21 protein-coding genes and 4 pseudogenes are annotated in these 25,549 nt (G+C 48.8%); 23 read left to right on the top strand and 2 right to left on the bottom strand.

Annotation, left to right across the window (positions count from 1 at the left end):
- The first annotated feature begins 49 nt into the window (after positions 1 to 49).
- Positions 50 to 493 carry a conjugative transfer protein MobI(A/C) gene (mobI, locus tag LDO51_RS09035; protein ID WP_000348524.1) on the top strand — a complete coding sequence of 148 codons (444 nt, stop codon included), beginning with the start codon at positions 50 to 52 and terminating at the stop codon, positions 491 to 493.
- 10 nt (positions 494 to 503) lie between these two features.
- Here mobI and umuC read toward each other — a convergent pair whose 3' ends face one another.
- Entirely contained in the window at positions 504 to 1,676 is a 1,173-nt protein-coding gene (gene umuC, locus LDO51_RS09040) for a translesion error-prone DNA polymerase V subunit UmuC (RefSeq protein ID WP_001142610.1), read from the bottom strand.
- A 274-nt stretch (positions 1,677 to 1,950) separates the two neighbouring features.
- On the opposite strand from umuC, the pseudogene LDO51_RS09045 reads away from it, so the two are divergent.
- From LDO51_RS09045 to LDO51_RS09085, 10 genes and pseudogenes are all read left to right on the top strand, one after another.
- A pseudogene (locus tag LDO51_RS09045) lies at positions 1,951 to 2,529 on the top strand (Tn3 family transposase); the annotation flags it as partial.
- Between the two features lie 137 nt (positions 2,530 to 2,666).
- A complete protein-coding gene (locus LDO51_RS09050; RefSeq protein ID WP_156734129.1) occupies positions 2,667 to 5,645 on the top strand; it encodes a Tn3 family transposase in 2,979 nt (992 codons plus the stop codon).
- Positions 5,646 to 5,738: 93 nt separating this feature from the next.
- A pseudogene (locus LDO51_RS19660) lies at positions 5,739 to 5,951 on the top strand (repA); the annotation flags it as partial.
- A 111-nt stretch (positions 5,952 to 6,062) separates the two neighbouring features.
- Positions 6,063 to 7,556: an IS91-like element ISCR2 family transposase gene (locus tag LDO51_RS09055; RefSeq protein ID WP_001120888.1), complete on the top strand. Its 1,494-nt coding sequence runs from the start codon at positions 6,063 to 6,065 to the stop codon at positions 7,554 to 7,556.
- Between the two features lie 30 nt (positions 7,557 to 7,586).
- A complete protein-coding gene (locus LDO51_RS09060; RefSeq protein WP_001447541.1) occupies positions 7,587 to 8,471 on the top strand; it encodes a DUF3363 domain-containing protein in 885 nt (294 codons plus the stop codon).
- 222 nt (positions 8,472 to 8,693) lie between these two features.
- Positions 8,694 to 9,905 (top strand): annotated as a pseudogene (gene floR / locus LDO51_RS09065) (chloramphenicol/florfenicol efflux MFS transporter FloR); the annotation flags it as partial.
- Between the two features lie 29 nt (positions 9,906 to 9,934).
- A complete protein-coding gene (locus LDO51_RS09070) occupies positions 9,935 to 10,240 on the top strand; it encodes a LysR family transcriptional regulator (protein ID WP_001255015.1) in 306 nt (101 codons plus the stop codon).
- Between the two features lie 129 nt (positions 10,241 to 10,369).
- Positions 10,370 to 11,353, top strand: coding sequence for an IS1595 family transposase (locus tag LDO51_RS09075; RefSeq protein WP_156734112.1), 984 nt, complete (start codon positions 10,370 to 10,372; stop codon positions 11,351 to 11,353).
- A gap of 59 nt (positions 11,354 to 11,412) precedes the next feature.
- A complete protein-coding gene (locus LDO51_RS09080; protein WP_001120888.1) occupies positions 11,413 to 12,906 on the top strand; it encodes an IS91-like element ISCR2 family transposase in 1,494 nt (497 codons plus the stop codon).
- A gap of 251 nt (positions 12,907 to 13,157) precedes the next feature.
- Positions 13,158 to 14,678: an ATP-binding cassette domain-containing protein gene (locus tag LDO51_RS09085; RefSeq protein WP_225577190.1), complete on the top strand. Its 1,521-nt coding sequence runs from the start codon at positions 13,158 to 13,160 to the stop codon at positions 14,676 to 14,678.
- 174 nt (positions 14,679 to 14,852) lie between these two features.
- Here LDO51_RS09085 and LDO51_RS09090 read toward each other — a convergent pair whose 3' ends face one another.
- A complete protein-coding gene (locus LDO51_RS09090) occupies positions 14,853 to 15,482 on the bottom strand; it encodes a CatB-related O-acetyltransferase (RefSeq protein WP_156734125.1) in 630 nt (209 codons plus the stop codon).
- A gap of 230 nt (positions 15,483 to 15,712) precedes the next feature.
- Here LDO51_RS09090 and LDO51_RS09095 point away from each other — a divergent pair, with 230 nt between their 5' ends.
- The 12 genes and pseudogenes from LDO51_RS09095 (at position 15,713) to LDO51_RS09145 (ending at position 25,175) form a co-directional block, all read left to right on the top strand.
- Complete coding sequence (locus LDO51_RS09095; protein ID WP_156734123.1) at positions 15,713 to 16,162, top strand: MarR family transcriptional regulator; 450 nt, start codon at positions 15,713 to 15,715, stop codon at positions 16,160 to 16,162.
- A 20-nt stretch (positions 16,163 to 16,182) separates the two neighbouring features.
- On the top strand, positions 16,183 to 16,572 hold the full coding sequence (locus LDO51_RS09100) for a nuclear transport factor 2 family protein (RefSeq protein ID WP_165122346.1): 390 nt from the start codon (positions 16,183 to 16,185) through the stop codon (positions 16,570 to 16,572).
- A gap of 70 nt (positions 16,573 to 16,642) precedes the next feature.
- Positions 16,643 to 17,008, top strand: a complete 366-nt coding sequence (locus LDO51_RS09105) for a hypothetical protein (protein WP_202981869.1) — start codon at positions 16,643 to 16,645, stop codon at positions 17,006 to 17,008.
- 36 nt (positions 17,009 to 17,044) lie between these two features.
- A complete protein-coding gene (locus LDO51_RS19435) occupies positions 17,045 to 17,536 on the top strand; it encodes a phosphotransferase (protein ID WP_263869894.1) in 492 nt (163 codons plus the stop codon).
- 5 nt (positions 17,537 to 17,541) lie between these two features.
- Positions 17,542 to 17,841, top strand: a complete 300-nt coding sequence (locus LDO51_RS19440; RefSeq protein ID WP_263869895.1) for a phosphotransferase — start codon at positions 17,542 to 17,544, stop codon at positions 17,839 to 17,841.
- Entirely contained in the window at positions 17,841 to 18,266 is a 426-nt protein-coding gene (locus tag LDO51_RS09115) for a GrpB family protein (protein ID WP_156734117.1), read from the top strand. The genes LDO51_RS19440 and LDO51_RS09115 overlap by 1 nt, the downstream gene beginning before the upstream one ends.
- 285 nt (positions 18,267 to 18,551) lie before the next feature.
- Positions 18,552 to 20,051 carry a transposase gene (locus LDO51_RS09120; RefSeq protein WP_220788971.1) on the top strand — a complete coding sequence of 500 codons (1,500 nt, stop codon included), beginning with the start codon at positions 18,552 to 18,554 and terminating at the stop codon, positions 20,049 to 20,051.
- A 570-nt stretch (positions 20,052 to 20,621) separates the two neighbouring features.
- The gene (locus LDO51_RS09125; protein WP_044502095.1) at positions 20,622 to 20,999 is read left to right on the top strand and encodes a hypothetical protein; all 378 of its coding nucleotides are present in this window, start codon (positions 20,622 to 20,624) and stop codon (positions 20,997 to 20,999) included.
- A gap of 23 nt (positions 21,000 to 21,022) precedes the next feature.
- Positions 21,023 to 22,159 carry a tetracycline-inactivating monooxygenase Tet(X) gene (gene tet(X) / locus LDO51_RS09130; RefSeq protein WP_044502094.1) on the top strand — a complete coding sequence of 379 codons (1,137 nt, stop codon included), beginning with the start codon at positions 21,023 to 21,025 and terminating at the stop codon, positions 22,157 to 22,159.
- Positions 22,160 to 22,176: 17 nt separating this feature from the next.
- Positions 22,177 to 23,037 carry a macrolide hydrolase EstT gene (estT, locus tag LDO51_RS09135; protein ID WP_077782102.1) on the top strand — a complete coding sequence of 287 codons (861 nt, stop codon included), beginning with the start codon at positions 22,177 to 22,179 and terminating at the stop codon, positions 23,035 to 23,037.
- Between the two features lie 56 nt (positions 23,038 to 23,093).
- Positions 23,094 to 23,570, top strand: a pseudogene (locus tag LDO51_RS09140) (glutamine-hydrolyzing GMP synthase); the annotation flags it as partial.
- Positions 23,571 to 23,681: 111 nt separating this feature from the next.
- The gene (locus tag LDO51_RS09145; RefSeq protein WP_001120888.1) at positions 23,682 to 25,175 is read left to right on the top strand and encodes an IS91-like element ISCR2 family transposase; all 1,494 of its coding nucleotides are present in this window, start codon (positions 23,682 to 23,684) and stop codon (positions 25,173 to 25,175) included.
- Positions 25,176 to 25,549: the final 374 nt, after the last annotated feature.

Genomic DNA, 25,549 nt, shown 5'->3' on the forward strand with positions numbered 1-25,549 from the left:
GTTTCGATCCAAAAGCCAAACGGATAGTGGTTTTGGCTTTAGGGGTTAATTGGATGGGGAAATTGGTTTGGTAGAAATCGTCAATGAACAATGGAAAGCAGATGTATCAGATTTACTTCAGCAAGAAACGGACAGGCTAAAAGCGCTGGCACGAGCTGAAGTTGATGACTTTTGGGTTACCCATTACAAGGTTCGAGAGAATGAGCCCTTTAAAGACTGGGGTCTGCTTGGTGTCCGTATCAGAGACTTTAAGTATGGCTTTGGCATAGAGTGGTATATCAACAGTTTTCACGGTCAACGAGGCAAACGCGTGGTCTTTAGCAAGGGGCTGCGTATCTCAAAGACGAAGCTGAGATACGCATTTTTAGACTGCCAAGGTTTGGCCAAAGAATGGGAGCTAGCGCTGGCCATGGAGAAAGAGGAATTCTTCAGTGATATTCGACGCCAGGTTGATAAGCTCAACATGCTGCGTCGCAGAGTGAATGCGTATTGAGTCAACTGCGCTACTTCACTCGCGGTAACTGGTCCCAGCGTGTTGTATAAGCGGGAGACAAATGCTCTCGCTTCATCGACCAATCTTTCTTGAGTCCTTGTCCAGCAAAGAAAACCTTTCCGGCACCGCTTTGGTTAATGGTGTCCAATACAGACATTAGCTGCTGGCTATTAGAGCGGGTCGATACGTCATCGAATAGTCCTGGTTGAAACATGCCAGGATCGTAAAAGTCAGACAGCATGACGCCCGCTTTGGCATAACGAAAACCATCCTTCCATATCCGCTTGAGTAAGTGATTGGCCAGCTCGATAAAATCCCGCGTGTCGCAACTGGGGATTAGCAATTCACCCGATGCAGAGTTGCTGTACTGCGGCTCGTTGTCCTTAAAGGGGCTGGTACGTATGAACACGGTCAGCACTTTGGCTTGCTGCTGTTCTTTGCGAAGTTTCTCAGTGGCGCGGGTTGCGTATTCGCATACGGCTTCACTTAAAAATTCAAAGTGCGTCACTTTTACGCCAAATGAACGGCTACAGACGATTTGCTTCTTAGTTGGCGGGATCTCTTCAAGTTCAATGCACGACTCACCATTGAGCTCTCTGACGGTTCTTTCTAAAACCTCTGAAAACTGGTCTCTGATGGCTCTAGGAGAGGCATTGGCGAGATCTAAGGCTGTGGTGATACCCAACGCATTTAAACGCTTAGAAAGCCGTCTACCAACGCCCCAAACATCATCAACCGGGACTAATGCGAGCAATCGACGTTGCCGATCTGGATTGGTCAGGTCTACAACCCCCTGAGTAGCTGGATATTTTTTGGCGGCATGGTTAGCCAGTTTGGCGAGTGTTTTAGTCGGTGCAATGCCTACACAGACGGTGATCCCAATCCAGTGGCCTATGCGCTCTCGCACTTGTTGTCCGAACTCGACAAGAGATATGGCAGACTCAATACCGGTTAAATCCAAAAACGCTTCGTCAATAGAGTAAACCTCTACTCGTGGTGCCATCTCCTCCAAAGTGCGCATCACTCGACTGCTTAAATCTGCATACAGCGCGTACAGTTGGCTAAGAATTCCCGCTAAAAATAGACGAGTAAGTGAGCAACCATTCTGCCGCATGGGTTGCTGGCGTCTAACACCAGAAAAATCACCCAGCCCAACCCGCTGTCTATTTTTTAAGGTGGGCATTCATCTACATGTCTAATTTTTTACCAATTTGATCGCTAAGATGTACTAATTTGATTACCGAGGGAGACTGACGGACTAATTACTTAGGGGCTTAATCGTACAATCTCCACTCGACACCACACAACTCACTTCTGGACATTTCTGAGTTGCATTTTAGCTAATTTAGAAAAACATGAATTAGATAAAGTATGGAAATTTCAAATCAATATGAGGCGGACATGAAGAAATTGAAAAAAGTAGCTTAACTGGGTTGGTCAATTTTGGTTGACCACGTCATGTTCCGGTGAGTACGCAAGTCATTGGCGCTAACGAATATGAAGGTCACTTTGCTTTTGACTTACTCTATAACAACTCTTCAGATATACAGCCTAATACCTTATCGACCGATACGCATGGTACCAATAATGTTAACTTCGCTATATTAGATTTCTTTGGTTACACATTCGCCCCTCGATACGCGAAAATGAAAAAGGTGTTTTTTGAGCTATTTGAAGTGACTGAAGAGAACGGAGGCCGTATTCAATTAAAGAAAGATATTAATCATAAGCTAATTGCTGAAGAATGGGACAATATTCAGCATATTGTTTGTTCATTGAGTCGTAAAACCACCACTCAAAGCACAATCATTAGAAAGTTGAGTAACGGCAAGAGCCGAAGATTGTCAGCATTGCATGAGTACGACCGTTTAATTAAATCTATTTATGTTTTGGAGTATGTTGATAATTCAACGTTGCGTCATTACGTCCAGCAAGCCTTGAACAGAGGTGAAGCATACCATCAGTTAAAACGTGCTATTACTTCAGTTAATGGCAATAAATTTCGTGGGGGGAATGATTACCAAGTATCACAATGGGGTTCTAGGGATTTTCCCCTCTAAAAAGACTTAATCCTCTGTAGACCACACCAATAAATGGCTGCGGAGGTGGGTTACTACTTATAAGTGTGGCAAATTAGGTAAATATCGTACATTTAATACGGAACAGCCCTGATATGGCCATCAAAAACGAAATTACTATTCTCACGAGAGCAGAACAGGCAGATCTTTATTCCCCACCCATTTTTTCAATCGAAGAACAACGTCTGTACTTTTCTCTGAACGATGCGGAATTGGCAGTTTTTCGGTCAATTCGTCTCAGAGCTCATAGATGTTACTTTGTCGCGATTTTGGGATACTTCAAATCAAAGCCCGTCATCCTAGATATCGCTTACTCGCAGGTTTCTAAGGATTTAATGTTCATCAGTAAAGAGCTGCTTGGCGGCAAGGGGCTCAGACCATTCACTCCCTCACAAAAACAAAAAGATCGACTCTACGCAAAAGTATTAGACCTTGCTGGTTATCACAAATGGGACGAAAGTCAGCACTTCAATTCTCTTTTCGACCACCTTGTTCAGGTGGGCAATGCCTGGCTGGAGCCGCGTTACCTCTTTGATACTGCTATTGAATTCCTAACCAGTCACAGCATTGCTATCCCTAGGTACACCGTACTCCAGAGACTGATAAGCAGAGCGATGCAGCAGGTCAGAAAAGACCTGGCGCACCAACTTAATCAACTCACCAGTCCTGAACTTCACGTCTTTCTGGACAGCATAACAGCCATTGATGACGGACTAAGCCTGAACCAGCTCAGAGGCGGTGCAAAAAGTCTGACCGTACCTGAACTTAAAAAAGAGCTTGCCCTTTATCATCAGTTAGCGCCATGGCGCACGCAAATCAATGGCGTTATCGATGGGCTTAATCTGTCTCTTAAAAATCGACAACACTTCGGTGAGCTCATCAACTATTACGGTAGTAAACTCAAACGATTCAAACGCGCACAGCAGCATCTATGGTTGCTATGTCACCTGACAGAGCGGATACAACTGGCACTGGAACGGTTAACTGATGGGTTCATTTACCATATCCGCAAGCAACAAGAAGCTGCCAACACCTTTGCACAACAAGCAGTGTTCCTGTCCTGGCAGTCAGCCGCGGACAATGTCACGAAAGCGGCAGAGTTACTGCATCTGTTTGTGGATGAGAACATTGATGATAATCAACCCTTCTCAGTAGTCAGACAACAGGCATTGAAGGTCATGAATGACAGGGATATCCAGACCCTCTGCCTTTACCTGAAAAAACAGAAACGGACCGTGGAAGAGTACCAGTGGCAACATTACGATGAACAATGCAATCTCCTGGAGCAACTGTTAAGGCAGGTGTTCTTGTGCCTTGAATGTGAGGCCGGTAAAGGCTCAGAAGCCGTCGTCGCCCAACTTCAACAGATGCAGACGGAAATCGCATTCGGTGGACCACTGAAGACGATGGATACGTCGCTCATCCCGAAAAAGCACCTCCCATGGTTGGTTAAACAGGATAACGTTAACCCGCAACGTTACGAATGGCTGCTCTACCGGCAGTTAACCTCACGACTGAATGGACGCATTTATTTGCCAAATGTTACCAAATACCGCGCACTGAAAGACGACCTGATCCCCCAGACATCGCAGGATACCTTGCTGGCCTCATCAACACTGGACAGACTAAAACAGCCCGCAGAGTTATTGTTACAGGAGAAACAACACCGGCTGGAAAGTGCACTCAAAGACGTTGCTCTCCATATTGATGAGGGAGACAATCGAAATGTGATCATGAAAAATCGTACCGGTACCCGCTGGCGTCTGCCGACCAAAAGCGCTACATCTCTGGTCAACAATCCCTTTTTTAAGCGAATGCAACCGGTCGGTATCGCGGATGTACTGCGGTATGTAGAGCGCGAAACCGGGTTCATGAAATGTCTGACTCATGTACTTCCGATACAAAAACAAGGGTTCACTCATCAGGATGATTTACTGGCCATTCTGATTGCCAACGCCACTCACCGTGGTGTGTATGGCATGGCGCAGATCTCCGATCGAAGCTATGAACACCTGAGTACGGTGCAGGCCAACTATATCCGGCCTGAAACGCTGCATGACGCCAGCGACGTGATCAATAATGCGGTTGCAGCGCTACCCATCTTCCGCCACTACCATATTCAGGAGGACCAGCTGCATGCCAGTGCGGATGGTCAGAAATTCGAAACCCATCTGGAAACCTTTAAAACCCGGTACTCCTCTAAGTATTTCGGCACCAACAAAGGGATCACGGCCATGACACTGGTGGCCAACCACAGCGCCCTCAATGCTCGGATCATCGGTTCCAACGAGCACGAATCACACTATATTTATGACCTGTTACAATCCAACAGCAGTGAAATCAAACCTGACGTACTCTCGACAGATACACACGGTGTCAATCATGTTAACTTCGCCTTACTGGATCTATGCGGTTACAGTTTTGCACCGCGATACGCGCAGTTCAGTAGTGTCATCAATGATCTGTTTGATGTGACTGAAAGTGAACAAGGCAGCACCATACTGGCGCTAAAGAAGCCTATCAGAACGAATGTTATTACAACGGGATGGCAAGATATCAGGCGTATTGTTCTGTCACTTCAGACAAAGCGGACGACACAAGCAATGCTGGTAAGAAAGTTGTCTGGTTACCCTTCTGGACACCCAATATTACAGGCTCTGACGGAGTATAATCGACTGGTTAAAGCGCAATATTTACTTGACTACATCGACGATGCCAGTTTGCGGCAGTATGTGCAACGTGCCCTGAACCGGGGAGAAGCATGGCACTTCCTTAGACGAGCCATTGCGTCGGTGAATGGTGATCAGTTCCGTGGCAAAAACGAGTCTGAAATCGCTATCTGGAATGAATGCGCAAGATTGCTTGCCAACGCGATCATCTACTTCAACTCCGCGATACTGAGTCATCTTCTGGGACACTTTGAAGCGAGAGGAGATGAAGAGAAAGCGGGTATCACTCGTGCTGTTTCGCCCGTTGCGTGGCAAAATATCAACTTAAGCGGAACGTATAACTTCACTAATACTGGGAAATTGCCCAATATTGGCGAAATAACAAGGCCGATAGTGGATGATTAGGCTCCAAGCTGAAAGTAAACCACCTCCGCAGCCATTTATTGGTGTGGTCTACAGAGGATTATGTCTTTTTAGAGGGGAAAATCCCTAGAACCCCACCTTGAGACAGAACGCGCCTTGGTCAGAATCCCAGTCGCTGGGCGGGTTTGCGCCTACGCTCTTGACCCCCACGAGGTCTGGAAAGGGTACGACAACGCCAAAGAATACGCGGCCTTCGTGACCAAGACGCTGGTCAACAAGGACGGCGATATTAAGCGCCGGATCATGTCGATGTTTAGCCCAGAGGAACGCCCAGACGACAGGGAGTGACGGGCACTGGCTGGCAATGTCTAGCAACGGCAGGCATTTCGGCTGAGGGTAAAAGAACTTTCCGCTAAGCGATAGACTGTATGTAAACACAGTATTGCAAGGACGCGGAACATGCCTCATGTGGCGGCCAGGACGGCCAGCCGGGATCGGGATACTGGTCGTTACCAGAGCCACCGACCCGAGCAAACCCTTCTCTATCAGATCGTTGACGAGTATTACCCGGCATTCGCTGCGCTTATGGCAGAGCAGGGAAAGGAATTGCCGGGCTATGTGCAACGGGAATTTGAAGAATTTCTCCAATGCGGGCGGCTGGAGCATGGCTTTCTACGGGTTCGCTGCGAGTCTTGCCACGCCGAGCACCTGGTCGCTTTCAGCTGTAAGCGTCGCGGTTTCTGCCCGAGCTGTGGGGCGCGGCGGATGGCCGAAAGTGCCGCCTTGCTGGTTGATGAAGTACTGCCTGAACAACCCATGCGTCAGTGGGTGTTGAGCTTCCCGTTTCAGCTGCGTTTCCTGTTTGCCAGCCGGCCCGAGATCATGGGGTGGGTGCTGGGCATCGTTTACCGCGTCATTGCCACGCACCTGGTCAAGAAAGCGGGCCATACCCACCAAGTGGCCAAGACGGGCGCGGTCACCCTGATCCAGCGTTTTGGATCGGCGCTCAATCTGAATGTTCACTTCCACATGCTGTTTCTCGACGGTGTGTATGTCGAGCAATCCCACGGCTCAGCGCGTTTCCGCTGGGTCAAGGCGCCGACCAGCCCAGAGCTCACCCAGCTGACGCACACCATCGCCCACCGGGTGGGTCGCTATCTGGAACGGCAAGGCCTGCTGGAACGGGATGTCGAAAACAGCTATCTGGCCTCGGATGCGGTGGATGACGACCCGATGACACCCCTGCTGGGGCACTCGATCACTTACCGTATCGCTGTCGGTTCACAGGCGGGGCGAAAGGTGTTCACTTTGCAAACTCTGCCGACCAGTGGTGATCCGTTCGGTGACGGGATTGGCAAGGTAGCCGGGTCCAGCCTGCACGCCGGCGTGGCGGCCAGGGCCGATGAACGCAAGAAGCTCGAACGGCTGTGCCGGTACATCAGCCGCCCGGCGGTATCCGAGAAGCGGCTGTCGTTAACACGAGGCGGCAACGTGCGCTACCAGCTCAAGACGCCGTACCGGGACGGCACCACGCACGTCATTTTCGAACCATTGGATTTCATTGCAAGGCTGGCCGCCCTGGTACCGAAGCCCAGAGTCAACCTAACCCGCTTCCACGGGGTGTTCGCACCCAACAGTCGGCACCGGGCGTTGGTCACGCCGGCAAAACGGGGCAGGGGCAACAAGGTCAGGGTGGCTGATGAACCGGCAACACCAGCACAACGGCGAGCGTCGATGACATGGGCGCAACGGCTCAAGCGTGTTTTCAATATCGACATCGAGACCTGCAGCGGCTGCGGCGGCGCCATGAAAGTCATCGCCTGCATTGAAGACCCTATAGTGATCAAGCAGATCCTTGATCACCTGAAGCACAAAGCCGAAACCAGCGGGACCAGGGCGTTACCCGAAAGCCGGGCGCCACCGGCTGAGCTGCTCCTGGGTCTGTTTGACTGACGAGCCTGAAGGCCAACGATACCAATCAAAATGCTGCGTTCACAGCGCCGCGGCAGGGATCCGCCGTGCTGGTTGTCGGAAAAGGAGCCGCTAGTGGGAAAGAGGAGGGTAAATTTTCAGCGTTGCTGGCTCCCCGTCAGCCGGATTGGGTTGCATCGCAGGGGTGTCGAAAGAGTCAACTGCGGTCCAAAGCTGTTGGACTTGGGTGAAAAGGGCGTTTATTCTTCCTATACGTGCCGCGTTCCAGGCGGCGACTATGAGGGCTATGTCGATGCCCATGTGCGCCGGCTGGAGGCGCTACGCCGGGCCGGTATCGTCGAGCGGATCGACGCCGACCAATGGCGCATCCCCGATGATCTGGTCAGCCGTGCCGCCGCCCATGACGCCGGCCGAGACAGTCAGGCCAGCGTTCGCGTCCTTTCCCCGGTCGATCTGAACAAACAGATCGGATCGGACGGCGCGACCTGGCTGGACCGGCGGCTGATCCACGGCGAGACGGCCGACCTTGCGCCAACCGGCTTCGGGCAACAAGTCCGCGAAGCCATGGACCAGCGCCGCGAGCACCATATCGAACAGGGCGACGCCACCCGCAGCCGGGACAGCCGCGTCTTCTACCGGCGCAACCTTCTCGCCATCCTGCGGGAGCGCGAGGTAGCCGGCGTCGGATCGGATATGGCTTTGAGTAAGGGCCTGCCGTTCCGCGCCGCCACGGACGGCGAGAGCGTCAGCGGCAAGTTTACCGGAACCGTGCATCTATCGAGCGGCAAGTTCGCCGTGGTCGAGAAATCCCATGAGTTCACCCTTGTCCCGTGGCGGCCGATCATCGACCGCCAACTCGGCCGCGAGGTTATGGGCATCGTGCAGGGCGGGTCGGTGTCGTGGCAGTTAGGGCGGCAGAGGGGGCTGGAACGCTGAGTGCGCCCATGCCGCATTGCGAAGCAAAAGATAATCTGATAAAATGTAGCAATTCATATTCGTAAGCGTGGAGTAATCAGATGGGAAATTCCAAGTCAGCAGACAAGTAAGCCGCAACAACCAGTATTGTTGTTGCGGCGCTCTGTAAGGCTAGTCTCATCTGATTGCTGACGAGCAGACGTCGCCCGGTATTCCTTAATCTTAATCGAGGGTTGATTCGTCATGACCACCACACGCCCCGCGTGGGCCTATACGCTGCCGGCAGCACTGCTGCTGATGGCTCCTTTCGACATCCTCGCTTCACTGGCGATGGATATTTATCTCCCTGTCGTTCCAGCGATGCCCGGCATCCTGAACACGACGCCCGCTATGATCCAACTCACGTTGAGCCTCTATATGGTGATGCTCGGCGTGGGCCAGGTGATTTTTGGTCCGCTCTCAGACAGAATCGGGCGACGGCCAATTCTACTTGCGGGCGCAACGGCTTTCGTCATTGCGTCTCTGGGAGCAGCTTGGTCTTCAACTGCACCGGCCTTTGTCGCTTTCCGTCTACTTCAAGCAGTGGGCGCGTCGGCCATGCTGGTGGCGACGTTCGCGACGGTTCGCGACGTTTATGCCAACCGTCCTGAGGGTGTCGTCATCTACGGCCTTTTCAGTTCGATGCTGGCGTTCGTGCCTGCGCTCGGCCCTATCGCCGGAGCATTGATCGGCGAGTTCTTGGGATGGCAGGCGATATTCATTACTTTGGCTATACTGGCGATGCTCGCACTCCTAAATGCGGGTTTCAGGTGGCACGAAACCCGCCCTCTGGATCAAGTCAAGACGCGCCGATCTGTCTTGCCGATCTTCGCGAGTCCGGCTTTTTGGGTTTACACTGTCGGCTTTAGCGCCGGTATGGGCACCTTCTTCGTCTTCTTCTCGACGGCTCCCCGTGTGCTCATAGGCCAAGCGGAATATTCCGAGATCGGATTCAGCTTTGCCTTCGCCACTGTCGCGCTTGTAATGATCGTGACAACCCGTTTCGCGAAGTCCTTTGTCGCCAGATGGGGCATCGCAGGATGCGTGGCGCGTGGGATGGCGTTGCTTGTTTGCGGAGCGGTCCTGTTGGGGATCGGCGAACTTTACGGCTCGCCGTCATTCCTCACCTTCATCCTACCGATGTGGGTTGTCGCGGTCGGTATTGTCTTCACGGTGTCCGTTACCGCGAACGGCGCTTTGGCAGAGTTCGACGACATCGCGGGATCAGCGGTCGCGTTCTACTTCTGCATCCAAAGCCTGATAGTCAGTATCGTCGGGACATTGGCGGTGACGCTGTTAAACGGCGATACAGCGTGGCCCGTGATTTGTTACGCCACGGCAATGGCAGTGCTGGTGTCGTTGGGGCTGGCGCTCCTTCGATCCCGTGATGCTGCCACCGAGAAGTCGCCAGTCGTCTACCGACGACTGGTAGCAGGCCCGCTCCGATGCGGCGCACTAACCATCGAAACCTCGTGAATGTCGGTATCCTGTCTGGCAGGATACCGCTCATTTCCCTTGTTCAGTTCATCGCCGTCGCCGAGCATCTGAATTTTCGGCATGCGGCCAAGGCACTTGGTATCAGCCAGTCGAGCGTCAGCGCGCGTGTGAAAGCGCTGGAGGATAACCTTGGTGTCCTGCTATTTGAGCGCCATGCGCGGGGCGTTCGGCTAACAGACGCAGGCAGGCACTTCATGGAGCGTGTCACGGCGGGTGTCGATCAACTCGATCACGCAGTGAAGACCGCGGAGTGACGGGCACTGGCTGGCAATGTCTAGCAACGGCAGGCATTTCGGCTGAGGGTAAAAGAACTTTCCGCTAAGCGATAGACTGTATGTAAACACGGGGTATCCCTTTAGCTCCACAAGTGGCACAATCTCCCAATGGACATGCCAATAACTAACCCGATAGGTGGAAAAGATTATCCAACGACTTGGGTTCAATTCCTGGATTGGTTCCACTCTGAACAAGCGTGCCGCGATTATTTGGAAAGGCTACGCTGGTCGGATGGACTGATTTGCCCGAAGTGTGGGGTAGTATCGCAAGTCCAGCGACGCAGTCGCGGCAGATTGATCTGTCCAGCGTGCAGGCATCAAGCAACGGTAACAGCAGGCACCATTTTTGATAAAACGCGAACTGAGCTTCGCGTCTGGTTCGCTGCCATTTGGTACATCACAAACCAAAAACATGGTGTCAGCGCATTGGGATTGCAGCGTGTACTTGGCCTTGGCAGCTATGAGACAGCATGGACCATGCTGCACAGACTACGCCGCGCAATGGTTCGCCCGGATAGAGAGTTGCTCCATGGGGAGGTTGAGGTCGATGAAACCTATCTGGCACTCACTGACCGAATAGAGCCGTTGAGTGCGGTGGGACGGAAGGGCAACACCACCAAGGTTTTGGTCGCCATAGCGGTGGAGATTCTGCAGCCCAAGGGGTTTGGAAGAATACGGATCCAGCGGATTGAGCGTGGTGACCGCGATAGCCTGATGCCGTTCATTAAAGCCTCCATTCGTCCAGGATCGCTCATTCATACTGATGGATCATCTGCTTACCGCCAACTCAAGGAAAGCGGATATGAGCACCGACAAACGGTTCATCTTGGTTCAACCACACCAGCCCATGAATCAATGCCGGGAGTCCACCGTGTGGCATCACTCCTGCAACGCTGGATGATGGGCACACACCATGGTGCAGTCCAGCCAGGACAGTTGGACAATTACCTTGACGAATATGTATTTCGATTTAATCGCCGTAAATCAAAATCAAGAGGCTTACTGTTTTATCGCTTGCTCCAGCAAGTAGTTGTGACAAAGCCCGTTACTTACCAAGAGGTGGTGGAGCAGCGAGGAAAATCTGGAAATTAAGGCCTGTGGAGCTAAAGGGATACCCCGTATGTAAACACAGTATTGCAAGGACGCGGAACATGCCTCATGTGGCGGCCAGGACGGCCAGCCGGGATCGGGATACTGGTCGTTACCAGAGCCACCGACCCGAGCAAACCCTTCTCTATCAGATCGTTGACGAGTATTACCCGGCATTCGCTGCGCTTATGGCAGAGCAGGGAAAGGAATTGCCGGGCTATGTGCAACGGGAATTTGAAGAATTTCTCCAATGCGGGCGGCTGGAGCATGGCTTTCTACGGGTTCGCTGCGAGTCTTGCCACGCCGAGCACCTGGTCGCTTTCAGCTGTAAGCGTCGCGGTTTCTGCCCGAGCTGTGGGGCGCGGCGGATGGCCGAAAGTGCCGCCTTGCTGGTTGATGAAGTACTGCCTGAACAACCCATGCGTCAGTGGGTGTTGAGCTTCCCGTTTCAGCTGCGTTTCCTGTTTGCCAGCCGGCCCGAGATCATGGGGTGGGTGCTGGGCATCGTTTACCGCGTCATTGCCACGCACCTGGTCAAGAAAGCGGGCCATACCCACCAAGTGGCCAAGACGGGCGCGGTCACCCTGATCCAGCGTTTTGGATCGGCGCTCAATCTGAATGTTCACTTCCACATGCTGTTTCTCGACGGTGTGTATGTCGAGCAATCCCACGGCTCAGCGCGTTTCCGCTGGGTCAAGGCGCCGACCAGCCCAGAGCTCACCCAGCTGACGCACACCATCGCCCACCGGGTGGGTCGCTATCTGGAACGGCAAGGCCTGCTGGAACGGGATGTCGAAAACAGCTATCTGGCCTCGGATGCGGTGGATGACGACCCGATGACACCCCTGCTGGGGCACTCGATCACTTACCGTATCGCTGTCGGTTCACAGGCGGGGCGAAAGGTGTTCACTTTGCAAACTCTGCCGACCAGTGGTGATCCGTTCGGTGACGGGATTGGCAAGGTAGCCGGGTCCAGCCTGCACGCCGGCGTGGCGGCCAGGGCCGATGAACGCAAGAAGCTCGAACGGCTGTGCCGGTACATCAGCCGCCCGGCGGTATCCGAGAAGCGGCTGTCGTTAACACGAGGCGGCAACGTGCGCTACCAGCTCAAGACGCCGTACCGGGACGGCACCACGCACGTCATTTTCGAACCATTGGATTTCATTGCAAGGCTGGCCGCCCTGGTACCGAAGCCCAGAGTCAACCTAACCCGCTTCCACGGGGTGTTCGCACCCAACAGTCGGCACCGGGCGTTGGTCACGCCGGCAAAACGGGGCAGGGGCAACAAGGTCAGGGTGGCTGATGAACCGGCAACACCAGCACAACGGCGAGCGTCGATGACATGGGCGCAACGGCTCAAGCGTGTTTTCAATATCGACATCGAGACCTGCAGCGGCTGCGGCGGCGCCATGAAAGTCATCGCCTGCATTGAAGACCCTATAGTGATCAAGCAGATCCTTGATCACCTGAAGCACAAAGCCGAAACCAGCGGGACCAGGGCGTTACCCGAAAGCCGGGCGCCACCGGCTGAGCTGCTCCTGGGTCTGTTTGACTGACGAGCCTGAAGGCCAACGATACCAATCAAAATGCTGCGTTCACAGCGCCGCGGCAGGGATCCGCCGTGCTGGTTGTCGGAAAAGGAGCCGCTAGTGGGAAAGAGGAGGGTAAATTTTCAGCGTTGCTGGCTCCCCGTCAGCCGGATTGGGTTGCATCGCAGGGGTGTCGAAAGAGTCAACTGCGGTCCAAAGCTGTTGGACTTGGGTGAAAAGGGCGTTTATTCTTCCTATACGTCAATCAAGGAGGTTTTATGTCCAAATTTTTGCAGCTTAATCAGTTGTCTTATGGTTTGCCAAATGGCAACGCAGTTTTTTCAGACTTAACTTATACATTCTCTCAGCCAATCACAGCTTTGATTGGGCGAAATGGCGTTGGCAAAAGCTTATTGGCACAAATCATGGCGGGGCGATTATTGCCAACGGAAGGCTCATGTATCAATAGTGATTTAGTTTATTACTTATCACAAAAAGCCCATGAAAAAAGCGCTGAAACCATTGCTGAAGCATTGGGAATTCAATATATATTGAATTCATTGCAACGCATCGAAAATGGTAGTGTTGATCCTGATGATTTTGAAACTGTGGGTTCGCGTTGGTGCATTCAGGATGAGGCTCTGAATTTATTGGCTGATCTGTCTTTATCCCATGTTTCGTTAGCAACTGCTATGCAGCAATTAAGCGGTGGTGAGCAAATGCGTATTCGCATTGCGGCTGCTTTTTTATCACAAGCGCAGATTTTGATTCTAGATGAACCTAGCAACCATTTGGATTATCACTATAAACAAGTTTTATGGTCGATGATTCAATCATGGCAAGGGCAGGTGGTCATTATCACCCATGATCGTTATTTGTTGAACCGAGTGAGCGCCATTGTGGAATTATCTGCTAAAGGCTTAACAGCATACAGCGGTGCTTATCAAGATTATATTGAGCAAAGGGATGCCGAATTAGCTTCTGCTATTCAGCAGTTGAATGCGGTGAAACAGACAGAGAAAAAGCGCTTGGCAGTTGCACAGCAACAATTAGAACGACAAGCGAAACGATCCTCTCAAGCCAATAAACAACGTGGTGAGCAAAATCAAGCGAAGATATTGCTAGATCGTCAAAAGAATCGCAGTGAATTAAGTTCAGGCAAAGCCAAACAACAAAGAGATCAGATTGCTGAACAAGGCAAGCTAGCCATTCAATCTGCAAAAGATCGTCTAGATCAGCAAGAAACAGTTGTGTTACATGGTTATGATGTGGACGCTTTTGTGCCAAAAGTATTGGCAGAATTGAATCAGCTTACATTGCCACATTTATCTGAGCATTTGCGAGAATTTCATGGGCAGATTGAAAAAGGCGATCGCATTGCTATTGTGGGCAAAAATGGCAGTGGCAAATCTGTATTACTGAAAACATTGGCAGGGTTGGTTTCACCCTTACAAGGCGAAGTGAAGCATCATGTGAATTTTGCTTATTTGGATCAGCAATTGTCTTCATTGGATTTATCACAATCTATTTTGGATCAAATTTCAGATGGGCAAACTAAAGAAAAAATTACAGATTTAAGAATGCAATTGGCACAATTGGGTTTGGATAATACAGTGATTAATCAACCCATGAATGCTTTAAGTGGCGGAGAGCAATTGAAAGCTGCTTTGATTCTGTCTTTATATCAAAAAAAGAACCTGCACAATTATTGTTATTGGATGAGCCCAATAACCATTTGGATTTGCCATCATTACAAGCATTGGAGCAATTATTGCAGAGTTATCGAGGTGCTTTGGTGATTGTTGCACATGACCAAGAGTTTTTAGCGAATATTGGTATTACCAAATATTTAGTGGCGACTGAAAGTGGTTGGCAGTGGCAGGAAAAATTCCCAGCCATGTAATGGACAATGCAATAGGTTTAAGCTCTATCCCTCCTACTGAGAGGGATAGTTTCATTGATAATAACAATAATTAAAATGGATAATTTTTCTCAGCTTCAATCAATGCTTCAATATTATTTTGCGTTAAGAATGGGCGAAGTACCTGAAATTTCTCAGGTGCCCAATCATAAATATGCAATGCTAATAATTGTTGAATGATTTCTGGTGGAAATCTATATTTCATTAATTGCGCAGGTGATCCACCCACAATGGCATAAGGCTCGACATCTTTTGTCACAATGCTGCCTGCAGCAATGATTGCACCTTCACCAATTGTAATACCAGGCATAATCATCGCTCGCATGCCTATCCAATCGCCATCGTGAATATGTGTATCACCTTTGCTTTGATAAGCTTCTTCGATTGTTTCCATAAAAGGATATAAGCTGAACCAATCAGCGCGATGTGTATGATTGCCGCCCATAAGAATCACAGCTTCTGCACCAATGCAGACATAATCACCAATGTATAGCTGATCAATATGCCATAAAGGCTCCCACTTTAAGCTTTCTTCATCGCCATATAAATAGCGCACAACAGAAGCTTCAAAGCCTTGATCCCAGCAATCGCTGTAATAGCTATGTTGACCTTTAATGATAATGTTTGAGTTTTTAACAGTTTCGTGGAGATATTCCACTTTTGACCAATGTTTTTTTTCCATGACAAAGCTCCAAATAAAATGGCAAATACATGGAATGTTTTATCGATTCGATGCACTACATTCCAAGTGCATCAACCACGAGCGATTCTCGGCTTTTTTTCAGTAAAGGATTATTGATCATTGAGACATTATAAGTATTTATCAAGCTAACTCAAATTTATAGTTAACCAGTTGACAATAATTTAAATCAAGAATATAGTTAACTGGTAAACAAAGTTAGGGCGATAATTATGGCAACACAAACAGAAAAAATGTATCGAGCTTTAGTAAAGTTAACGCATGCACAGGAAATTCATCGAGAAAAAAAGCGTGAAACTTTATTGAAGGATTTAGGCAATTACACATTGACACAATTGCATATCTTGAGCTGTATTCAGCAGCATGATGCTGTGAATAATAAAGTGCTCAGCGATGCTTTGGCATTAACAAAAGCAGCAGTTTCAAAGGCTGTGAATAAATTATTGAAGGATGAATTGATCACAACATATCAAGTTGAGGATAACCAAAAGTCGATCTTTTATCAGTTAACGAAAGAAGGTGAGCATATTGCTGATATTCATCATGTATTGCATGAGCAAGCCAAAGCAAATTACTTGAATTTCTTAGCAACAATGGATGATGAAACATTGGCTAAAGCCCAGCTGTTCTTGGAAGCTTTAACAAATTACTTAGAAGAATAATGAAAAAAGGAGATCAAAACATGCATAAATATCAGAAATTAGTGGCTGAATCATTTGAAGTATTATTCGATGCGAATCAATCAGTGGATGATGTTAGACCGTTTTTTGCAAATAACTATACACAATGGGTGGATGGTAAAAGCTTGGATTACGATGGTTTCTTTCAGCATGTTGTCGCATTGAAAGAAGTGATTGCTACAGCTCATGTAGAATTCATTGAATTTATGGTGGAAGGCGATACAGCTGCGGATATTCACGATGTATTTGTGACTAAAAAGAATGGTGAAACATTACATGTACGAGTGATTGCATTTTTCACGTTTGAGAACAATCAAATTGCTTCTGTGCGTGAAATGACACATCTATTGGAAGGTAATGAAAGCGATCACGATTTAGGTTCAAGAACCTAATCCCAAAATTAAAATCATTGCGCTATAATCGAGCATCAAATTAAAAAGATGTAGCAAAAGTGAGATCATCGTGACAAACCAACCAAAACGCGTTTTAACTATCCAATCCCATGTTGCTTTTGGGCATGTTGGCAACTCGGCAGCTGTATTTACATTACAAAGAATGGGCATTGAAGCGATGCCAATTAATACTGTGCAATTCTCTAATCACAGTGGCCTGAATATTTTGATTACTGCATATTTTACAGCTTTAGGTGCGGCTAAATATTCTCTCATCATTGCTGCATTACATAGCTTAGTGTTTGTTTTGATTGGTATTGCAATTTTCCCACGGATATTTGGCATTGATGGCATTTGGCTAACCAGTGTTGTGGCAGAAACGTTGACAGTTTTCATCGGATTAAAGTTAGTCAGCATCGTGAACAGAAAGATATAAATGATATTGTTATTACCTCAATCAAGGATCAAAAAAATGATAAACAATTTACCCATTAATATTCGTGAACATTTGGGCGATCGCACTTATCGAATTGATAATGTTGGCATGTCGAATGCTAATGTGATGTTTTATGAAGATTTGGTCTTGAAGGTTGAAAAATCTACTGCTGAAGCTCAGCGTGAACATCAAATGTATCAATGGTTACAAGGTCAATTACCATTACCAAATATTGTTAAAGCCATGGAGCATGAAGAACATCATTATCTTTTAATGGAAAAGTTAAAAGGTGAATATGCATGCTCTGATTTTTGGTTAAAACAACCTGAATCATTGGTGGAAATGTTGGTGCAAGCGCTACAAATGTTATGGAATATTCCGATTGAGCATTGTCCTTATGATGCGACATTGTCGCAGAAATTAAAGCATGCAGAATACAATGTGGAACATGGTTTGTGTGATATGGATGATGCAGAAGCGGGTACTTATGGTGAGAATGGTTTTTTTCGTCACCCAAAGCATTACTAGAATGGTTGAAACAAAATCAGCCTGAGGAAGATCTCGTTTTTTCTCATGGTGATTTCTGTTTGCCCAATATCTTTATCGATCAAGGTGAGATCAGTGGTTTTATTGATTTAGGCCGAAGTGGTATTGCTGATCGTTATCAGGATATTGCATTGTGCTATCGCAGTTTATTGCATAATTTTGATGGACGATATAACGGCGGAATGGCTTACCCAAATTTTGATCCCAATATGCTGTTTGAGAAGTTGAATATCACACCTGATTGGGAAAAGATTCGCTATTACATTTTATTGGATGAATTGTTCTAATGTTAAAAAATCGATTAACACAACAACAAAAAGCGGCTATTTATATTTTTGAAGAAGGCGATCCTAATGAAAATCCTTGGGTGAAAGGTAAACCTGAGCAAGTACATATTGAAATAGTCGCGCATGATCCTGATTGGCTTGCACGATTTAGCGTACAAAAATCTTTGATTAAGAGTGCTTTGGGTGATTTAGTATTATCAATTGATCATGTTGGATCAACAGCAGTTGAAGGCTTAGCCGCTAAACCAATCATTGATATTGATTTGATTGTAGAAAATCCTGAAGATGAAGCATCTTATCTTCTAGCTTTGGAAGCATTGGGTTATGAGCTGACGATTCGTGAACCATCGTGGTATCAGCATCGTATGCTGAAATTGCACCATCCTATGGTGAATTTGCATGTATTTGGTAAGGATTGTCCTTAATATTATCGCCACTTGCATACGCCGTAAAATGGCGCATTTATCCGCTCAAAATAAATTTTTTTACAAGAAATTTCTGAGCATGGTATTTTTGATGGTATTGTGAATATGCTTCTTTGTAACTGTTTGAAAATAAATAGAAATATGCACTCATTTACAATCGAGTGGGAGTGACTGGCACTCACAGGCAATGTCTGGCACTGGCTGGCATCACAGCTGAGACTTCAATATCTCGCAGCTGAGCGATAAACTGTATAAAAAAAACACAGTATCGCAAGGATGCGGATCATGCCCCAAGTGGCGGCCAGGATGGCCAGCCGGGACGAGAACACTGGTCGTTACCAGCGTCACCGGCCCGAGCAAACCCTGCTCTATCGGATCGTCGAAGAATACTACCCGACGTTCGCTGCCCATTTGGCGGCGCAGGGCAGGGAACTGCCCGGTTATGTGCAACGCGAGTTTGACGCCTACCTCAAATGCGGCCGTCTCGAACACGGCTTTCTGCGGGTGCGTTGTGAGTCGTGTCACGCTGAGCACCTGGTTGCGTTCAGCTGCAAACGTCGGGGCTTCTGTCCTAGTTGTGGCGCACGGCGTATGGCCGAAAGCGCCGCGCTACTGGTCGATGAGGTTCTGCCCGTACAGCCCATGCGCCAATGGGTACTCAGCTTTCCCTTTCAATTGCGCTTTCTGTTCGCCAGCCGGCCGGAGGTCATGGGCCGGGTGTTGGGCATCGTTTACCGCGTCATCGCCACGCATCTGGTCAAGAAAGCGGGCTATACCCACCAAGCGGCCAAGACCGGTGCCGTCACCCTGATCCAGCGCTTCGGCAGTGCACTGAACCTCAACATTCACTTTCACATGCTGTTCCTCGATGGCGTGTACGTTGAGCGTCCCAATGGAACAGCCCGGTTCCTCTGGGTCAGGGCGCCGACCAGCGCCGAACTCACCCAACTGGCGCACACCATCGCCCATCGGGTCGGCCGCTATTTGGAGCGGCAAGGCCTACTGGAGCGGGATGCTGAAAACAGTTACCTGGCCTTGGATGCGGTGGATGAAGATGCGATGACTCCACTGCTGGGGCATTCCATCACGTATCGCATCGCCGTGGGGCCACAGGCAGGGCGCAAGGTGTTCACCCTGCAGACACTGCCCGCCTGCGACCCGGAAGATCAGTTTGGTGACATGCCCGGTAAGGTTGCCGGTTTCTCGCTACATGCCGGCGTAGCGGCCAAGGCCCATGAGCGCAGCAAACTCGAACGGCTGTGCCGGTACATCAGCCGCCCGGCGGTATCCGAGAAGCGGCTGTCGTTAACACGAGGCGGCAACGTGCGCTACCAGCTCAAGACGCCGTACCGGGACGGCACCACGCACGTCATTTTCGAACCATTGGATTTCATTGCAAGGCTGGCCGCCCTGGTACCGAAGCCCAGAGTCAACCTAACCCGCTTCCACGGGGTGTTCGCACCCAACAGTCGGCACCGGGCGTTGGTCACGCCGGCAAAACGGGGCAGGGGCAACAAGGTCAGGGTGGCTGATGAACCGGCAACACCAGCACAACGGCGAGCGTCGATGACATGGGCGCAACGGCTCAAGCGTGTTTTCAATATCGACATCGAGACCTGCAGCGGCTGCGGCGGCGCCATGAAAGTCATCGCCTGCATTGAAGACCCTATAGTGATCAAGCAGATCCTTGATCACCTGAAGCACAAAGCCGAAACCAGCGGGACCAGGGCGTTACCCGAAAGCCGGGCGCCACCGGCTGAGCTGCTCCTGGGTCTGTTTGACTGACGAGCCTGAAGGCCAACGATACCAATCAAAATGCTGCGTTCACAGCGCCGCGGCAGGGATCCGCCGTGCTGGTTGTCGGAAAAGGAGCCGCTAGTGGGAAAGAGGAGGGTAAATTTTCAGCGTTGCTGGCTCCCCGTCAGCCGGATTGGGTTGCATCGCAGGGGTGTCGAAAGAGTCAACTGCGGTCCAAAGCTGTTGGACTTGGGTGAAAAGGGCGTTTATTCTTCCTATACGTTGTTCAGAATAACATTGTTCCGCCAACAATCAATTCGGTAGATATTGAACCTGAATATAGGGATATATTTAACTTGACGTTACACCAATCACAACAACGGCAAGTGAATTACGCAATGAGTAATACTTTTGGTTTTGGCGGACACATTGCCACAAGTATTTTTAAAAAATATGCTGAATAGAGAGTAGGTGCTAACTTCGGTTTGCTCGTGTTGGCGCTAAATCGAAAGTTCAAGTATCCCAACATGTTCCTTCGTATAGAAGTTAAAAGTTGGCAATTATCGTAGAACAACCTACAGACAACACCAATATGTAACCGATAAATAATTACAAAATATGACCGACAGAGTAAACATCATCAATAACTACATCGATGGATACAACCAATTTGATATCAAAAAAATGGTTGCAGACCTTGACGATAATATTGTTTTTGAAAACATTCAAAATAATGATATAAGTTTATCGCTGAAAGGGTTAACAGCGTTTAAACAACAGGCAGAAACAGCAAAAACATACTTTGCAAAGAGAACACAGACAGTTAAATCGTTTAGGCATTTTGACAACAGCACTGAAATAGAAATTGATTATACAGCAATTTTAGCAATTGACTTTCCGAACGGCTTAAAAAAAGGGCAAAAGCTAAAGTTATCAGGAAAATCCGTGTTTGAATTTAAAAAAAACAAAGTGATTAAATTGACAGACATTAGTTGACATTAAAACCAGCGAACAAGAATATGACTTTACTAAAACATAAAAAAATTACAATAATTGGTGCCGGGCCTGTTGGATTAACAATGGCGAGATTGTTACAGCAAAACGGCGTGGACATTACAGTTTACGAGAGAGACAAAGACCAAGATGCAAGGATTTTTGGTGGGACACTTGATCTGCACAGGGATTCGGGACAGGAAGCAATGAAAAGAGCGGGATTGTTACAAACTTATTATGACTTAGCTTTACCAATGGGTGTAAATATTGTTGATGAAAAGGGCAATATTTTAACCACAAAAAATGTAAGACCCGAAAATCGTTTTGACAATCCTGAAATAAACAGAAATGACTTAAGGACTATCCTATTAAATAGTTTACAAAATGATACCGTCATTTGGGATAGAAAACTTGTTACCCTTGAACCTGATAAGGAGAAGTGGATACTAACTTTTGAGGATAAATCGAGTGAAACAGCAGATCTGGTTATTATTGCCAATGGTGGAATGTCTAAAGTAAGAAAATTTGTTACCGACACGGAAGTTGAAGAAACAGGTACTTTCAATATACAAGCCGATATTCATCAACCGGAGGTGAACTGTCCTGGATTTTTTCAGCTTTGCAATGGAAACCGGCTAATGGCTGCTCATCAAGGTAATTTATTATTTGCGAATCCTAATAATAATGGTGCATTGCATTTTGGAATAAGTTTTAAAACACCTGATGAATGGAAAAGCAAAACGCGGGTAGATTTTCAAGACAGAAATAGTGTCGTTGATTTTCTCCTGAAAAAATTTTCCGATTGGGACGAACGCTACAAAGAACTGATTCGTTTGACATCATCTTTTGTAGGGTTAGCGACACGAATATTTCCCTTAGATAAGTCTTGGAAAAGTAAGCGTCCATTACCCATAACGATGATTGGAGATGCTGCTCATTTGATGCCTCCTTTTGCAGGACAAGGCGTAAACAGTGGGTTGATGGATGCCTTGATATTGTCGGATAATCTGACCAATGGGAAATTTAACAGCATTGAAGAGGCTATTGAAAATTATGAACAGCAAATGTTTGCTTATGGAAGAGAAGCACAGGCAGAATCAATAATAAACGAAACGGAAATGTTCAGCCTCGACTTTTCTTTCCAAAAACTAATGAATCTATAAAACAGAAAGGCGAGGAAATGAAAGAGAAAATAGTTAAAAAAAACGGAATAAGACTTTTTACCGAAAGTTTTGGATGTGAAAAAGATCCGGCAATACTCTTGATTGCGGGAGCAACGGTATCCATGTTGTATTGGGATGCTGAATTTTGCCAGAAACTATCTGAAAAGGGATTTTTTGTTATTCGCTACGACAATAGGGACGTAGGAAAATCTACTAATTACGAACCGGGTTCAACCCCCTATGATATTGTTGACTTAACCCATGATGCTATTTCAATTTTGGACGGCTATAAAATAGTCAAAGCCAATTTTGTGGGAATTTCACTGGGCGGACTGATTTCTCAAATAGCATCAATAAAATATGCCGACAGGGTAAGTTCAATAACACTAATCTCATCAGGTCCTTGGGGCGACTCAGACCCCACAATTCCTGAAATGGATACGCGTATTTTAGATTTTCACGGAAAAGCTGAAACCGTAGATTGGACAAATGAAGACAGTGTGGCAAATTATTTAATTCAAGGTGCTGAATTGATGAGCGGCAGGAAACAATTTGACAAACAAAGAAGTGAAAAACTGATTAGAGCCGAATTTAAAAGAGCTAATAACTATATAAGTATGTTCAATCATGCGGCACTGCAAGGTGGTGAAGAATACTGGAACAGATTGAGCGAAATCAATCAACCAACCTTAATTGTACACGGAACGGACGATAAAATATGGCATTTTAAGAATTCAGCAGTTTTACTTGAAAAGATAAACGGCTCAAAACTAATAACGCTTGATGGAACCGGACACGAACTACATTTCGAAGATTGGAATAAAATTATTGATGGAATAACGCAACATACAACAAATAACAAAAGAATGAACAAATAGGGTATTATGTATTTCCAAATCAACGGTTTAGAGATTGAAGCTAATATCAATGTGTTATGACGCTCAAGCTGGTGGAGCCGCTGCGCGAGCTGTTTAAAGATGAGGTGCGCAAGATCGGTATGGAGTTAGGTCTGCCCTACGACATGGTTTACCGTCATCCCTTCCCTGGCCCTGGCTTGGGTGTGCGTATTCTTGGCGAAGTAAAAAAAGAATATGCCGACAGGTTGCGCTTGGCTGATGCCATCTTTATCGAAGAGCTGTATGCCGCTGACCTGTATCACAAAACCAGCCAAGCCTTCGCTGTATTCTTGCCAGTGAAGTCGGTTGGCGTAGTGGGCGATGCCCGCCGCTATGAGTATGTGGTGGCATTGCGCGCAGTAGAAACTATCGATTTTATGACAGCGCGCTGGGCACACTTGCCGTATGAGTTTTTAGAAACGGTTTCTAGCCGCATCATTAATGAGATTCCCGGTATTTCGCGGGTAACCTACGATGTTTCCTCAAAGCCGCCGGCAACTATTGAGTGGGAGTGACGGGCACTGGCTGGCAATGTCTAGCAACGGCAGGCATTTCGGCTGAGGGTAAAAGAACTTTCCGCTAAGCGATAGACTGTATGTAAACACAGTATTGCAAGGACGCGGAACATGCCTCATGTGGCGGCCAGGACGGCCAGCCGGGATCGGGATACTGGTCGTTACCAGAGCCACCGACCCGAGCAAACCCTTCTCTATCAGATCGTTGACGAGTATTACCCGGCATTCGCTGCGCTTATGGCAGAGCAGGGAAAGGAATTGCCGGGCTATGTGCAACGGGAATTTGAAGAATTTCTCCAATGCGGGCGGCTGGAGCATGGCTTTCTACGGGTTCGCTGCGAGTCTTGCCACGCCGAGCACCTGGTCGCTTTCAGCTGTAAGCGTCGCGGTTTCTGCCCGAGCTGTGGGGCGCGGCGGATGGCCGAAAGTGCCGCCTTGCTGGTTGATGAAGTACTGCCTGAACAACCCATGCGTCAGTGGGTGTTGAGCTTCCCGTTTCAGCTGCGTTTCCTGTTTGCCAGCCGGCCCGAGATCATGGGGTGGGTGCTGGGCATCGTTTACCGCGTCATTGCCACGCACCTGGTCAAGAAAGCGGGCCATACCCACCAAGTGGCCAAGACGGGCGCGGTCACCCTGATCCAGCGTTTTGGATCGGCGCTCAATCTGAATGTTCACTTCCACATGCTGTTTCTCGACGGTGTGTATGTCGAGCAATCCCACGGCTCAGCGCGTTTCCGCTGGGTCAAGGCGCCGACCAGCCCAGAGCTCACCCAGCTGACGCACACCATCGCCCACCGGGTGGGTCGCTATCTGGAACGGCAAGGCCTGCTGGAACGGGATGTCGAAAACAGCTATCTGGCCTCGGATGCGGTGGATGACGACCCGATGACACCCCTGCTGGGGCACTCGATCACTTACCGTATCGCTGTCGGTTCACAGGCGGGGCGAAAGGTGTTCACTTTGCAAACTCTGCCGACCAGTGGTGATCCGTTCGGTGACGGGATTGGCAAGGTAGCCGGGTCCAGCCTGCACGCCGGCGTGGCGGCCAGGGCCGATGAACGCAAGAAGCTCGAACGGCTGTGCCGGTACATCAGCCGCCCGGCGGTATCCGAGAAGCGGCTGTCGTTAACACGAGGCGGCAACGTGCGCTACCAGCTCAAGACGCCGTACCGGGACGGCACCACGCACGTCATTTTCGAACCATTGGATTTCATTGCAAGGCTGGCCGCCCTGGTACCGAAGCCCAGAGTCAACCTAACCCGCTTCCACGGGGTGTTCGCACCCAACAGTCGGCACCGGGCGTTGGTCACGCCGGCAAAACGGGGCAGGGGCAACAAGGTCAGGGTGGCTGATGAACCGGCAACACCAGCACAACGGCGAGCGTCGATGACATGGGCGCAACGGCTCAAGCGTGTTTTCAATATCGACATCGAGACCTGCAGCGGCTGCGGCGGCGCCATGAAAGTCATCGCCTGCATTGAAGACCCTATAGTGATCAAGCAGATCCTTGATCACCTGAAGCACAAAGCCGAAACCAGCGGGACCAGGGCGTTACCCGAAAGCCGGGCGCCACCGGCTGAGCTGCTCCTGGGTCTGTTTGACTGACGAGCCTGAAGGCCAACGATACCAATCAAAATGCTGCGTTCACAGCGCCGCGGCAGGGATCCGCCGTGCTGGTTGTCGGAAAAGGAGCCGCTAGTGGGAAAGAGGAGGGTAAATTTTCAGCGTTGCTGGCTCCCCGTCAGCCGGATTGGGTTGCATCGCAGGGGTGTCGAAAGAGTCAACTGCGGTCCAAAGCTGTTGGACTTGGGTGAAAAGGGCGTTTATTCTTCCTATACGTATAGGAAACCTTTATTATACGGTTATAGTAAAAAGGGGGAGAGGAATCTTCCTCTTTTTTATTTTAAAGGGAGATCTCCCATGACACTTCGTAGAAAAGGGTACATCAATGAATTTGATGGCTTATTTGTGATACCAAC

The sequence above is a fragment of the Providencia alcalifaciens genome (assembly GCF_020271745.1).
GTDB classification, from domain to species: Bacteria; Pseudomonadota; Gammaproteobacteria; order Enterobacterales; family Enterobacteriaceae; genus Providencia; species Providencia alcalifaciens_B.